Here is a 2,469-nt window from a genome sequence, read left to right as displayed (position 1 = left end):
GGGGAAGGCGAAGACGCTGGCGCGGGCGCTGCCGTTGGCGGCGGCCTTTTTATTGGCGGGGGTCTCGGTGAACCTCTACACGCCGTTGCGGGCGGCGCGGCAGCCGCTCTTCAACTGGAACGACCCCTCCACCGCGGCCTCCCTCTATGCCCACCTGGCGGCGTTGCAGTACCGCGGCCATTTCCTTTATTACGGCGTCGAGGGGGTAAAAGGGGCCTTAACGCAGTACCGCGGCGCGGTCTTGTCCAACGTCACGCCGCTGGCGGCGTTCGCGGCGGCGGGGCTGGCGTGGTTGTTCGCGAAACGCCGGTGGGCCGTCGCGTCGGCGCTCGCGCTGTACTATGCCGGGTACCTCGCCTATTGCGTCGTGTATTCTATTCCCGACATCTGGTACTACTTCATACCGCTTCACCTGGCCGTCGTTTTTGCGGCCGCTTTGGGGGTCGGCTTCGTCGGCCAATCTTTCTTGAAAAGGTCGGTAGCGTGGCGGCGGGCCGCGGCGATAGGCGCCGCGACGGCGACCCTGGCGGCGGCCGGTTGGGCGTTCGCGACGAATTACCCGTACGGCCATCGTCGCGGCTTCATCTTCGCGGAGACGTACGGCCGCCGGCTGCTGGTGGCGTTGCCGGCGCGCGCCCTTTTCTTCGCGAGCTGCGATACCAACGCCTTTATAACGTGGTATAACGTATACGTGCGGGGGTTAAGGCCGGACGCGGCCGTCGTGTTCCAAATCTTGCTTACCAACCGCGGTTATCTGACGGCGCTCGCGCGGCAGGGCCCGTACCTGTCCGTCCCCGCGGAGGCCGAAGTAGGGGCGTTGATTGAGTACGCCCAGGCCCGCGGCGAGGTAGACGCCAGCAGCGTAATATCATCGAGCGATGACTTCGTCCTCCGCAACGTTATACAGAGGATTATCGCGGGGAACGCGGGCCGACGGCCGATGTTCTGGGGGATCGGCGACCCGGGCGGCGAACTGCGAAGGTATATCGTTCCCTACGACGTCGTGATGGAGGTAACGCCGGCGGCGCCGCCCCCCGCGGAGCTCGCCCGGCGCGGCGAGGCCGCCGTAGCGGCGCTCACGGACCTGACGGCCTACGTCGGAAGACGGGGCCCCGCCGAGTTGGGCGACCCGGTATTTAGAAATATGCTCGATCTATATTACGTCGGTTTGAGCAATCACCTTCTCGATTGGGATATTGTTGAACCCCAGGAAAAATTGTATAAATCGTACGTTCGCCTCGTCCCCGACGACGAAGAGGGATATATGAATTTAGCGGGGATATATATGTTGTCGGGTCGACCGGCGGAGGCGGTCGGTTACTATCGCCGCGCGCTTGACCTCGCCCCGGGCGACGCCGTCATCCGCGCGCGGTTGGCGCGGGCCCTCCTCGCGGCCGGGCGAGTCGACGAAGCCGCGGCCGTGGCCGAAGACCTCGAAGAGGGTTCGCTTGGAGAAGCGGATTACGTCCGCGGCCTCATTTATCGCGAACGGGGCGAGAGTGAGAAAGCGCTGGCCGCGTTTGCCGCGGCGGAGCCGGATTACGCCGAGGACGCCGGGTTCTGGTGGGAGCGGGGCCTGGCGTACCAGGCCGCCGGCGACCACGGCGCCGCGGTGCGAGCTTTCGACAACGCCCTCGCCTTCGGCCCCGAGTTCCCGCCGGTGTATACCGCCCGGGGCGTTAACTATCTAAAATTGGGAAACGGCGAGCGGGCCCGGGCCGACTTCGAGGCCGCGGTCGGGTTGTACGCCGGCGACGCGCCGGCCCACTATGAATTGGCGCGTATATACGCGCGGGAAGGCCGCAAGGCCGCGGCGTTGGAGCACCTGGAGGCGGCCGTCAGGATCGACCCCCAGCATTACGTCGCGATAGCGCGCGAAGACGCGGAGCTCGCCGGCGTCCGAAACACCACGGCTTTCGAAAGACTACTGGCCGAGTACGGCGTAAGTACGTCGGCGCCGTAATTAATATGACGTTTACGAACAAAACGTGGTTGCGCTTTCTCCCCTGGGCCTTGTTACTGGGCGGCTTCGCGCTCTACGCCGCGGGCGCGGCGCCGGGGCTGTCCATATTGGATTCGGGGGAGTTCCTGGGGGTGGCGGCGACGCTGGGCGTGGCGCACCCGACGGGTTACCCGCTGTACGCGCTGCTGGGGCAGCTGGCGACGTTTTTCCCGTGGGGGGAGCAGGCGTTTTTGATAAACCTGGTATCGGCGGCCGCGGCGGCGGGGGCGGCGTTCTTCCTGGCGCTGGCGGCTCGGGAGTTGGCGCGGCAGCTGGATGTGGGGGAAATGGGGGAGGCGTTGGCGATGGCGGCGGCGGGCCTTTTGGCGTTGGCGGGGAGGACGCTGTGGTCGGTGGCGACGATGGCGGAGGTGTACGCGCTGAACGCATTATTTTGGGCGGCGCTGCTGTGGGCGGCGCTGCGTTTGCGGCGGACGGGTGCGGCGCGGGAGCTGTACGTTCTGGCG

The 2,469-nt window shown here is 66.3% G+C and carries 2 protein-coding genes; both read left to right on the top strand.

Going from position 1 to position 2,469, the window contains the following annotated elements; genetic code table 11:
* A partial coding sequence (locus VMX79_01345) for a tetratricopeptide repeat protein (protein HUV85739.1) occupies nt 1-1,963 on the top strand: 1,963 nt, incomplete at its 5' end.
* Between the two features lie 5 nt (nt 1,964-1,968).
* Nucleotides 1,969-2,469 (top strand): DUF2723 domain-containing protein (locus VMX79_01340; protein HUV85738.1); only part of this gene is annotated, 501 nt, incomplete at its 3' end.

The organism is bacterium (genome assembly GCA_035529855.1).
In the GTDB taxonomy this organism is placed as follows: Bacteria; RBG-13-66-14; B26-G2; order WVWN01; family WVWN01; genus WVWN01.
This window is presented reverse-complemented; position numbering and strand designations above follow the sequence as displayed.